The sequence below is a fragment of the Neisseria sp. P0014.S002 genome (genome assembly GCF_051958295.1).
Classification (GTDB): Bacteria; Pseudomonadota; Gammaproteobacteria; order Burkholderiales; family Neisseriaceae; genus Neisseria; species Neisseria flavescens_B.
Map to the genome: position 1 here is coordinate 1 of NZ_JBQCVO010000138.1, position 232 is coordinate 232.

Below are 232 nucleotides of genomic sequence, written 5' to 3' on the forward strand. Positions count from 1 at the left end.
TGCTCAGTCCGAAATAGGCTGCCCGCGCATAGCGGAATTTACGGTGCAGCGTACCGAAGCTTTGTTCGACCACATAATGGGTCTTTGACAAATACCGGTTACGTTTGGTTTGTGCTTCCGACAGTGGATGTTTGCGGTGTGCTTTGCGCATAATACCGTCCTGCAGTCGACGCTCTTCCAGATGTTGCCGGTTTTCCTCACTGTCATAGCCTTTGTCGGCATAGACGGTCGT

1 protein-coding gene is annotated in these 232 nt (G+C 51.7%); it reads right to left on the reverse strand.

Features of this window, described 5'->3' with window-relative positions:
- Positions 1-232, reverse strand: a 232-nt coding sequence (locus tag ACTHSX_RS10905) for a transposase (protein ID WP_440377746.1), incomplete at both ends; no start/stop codon positions are given.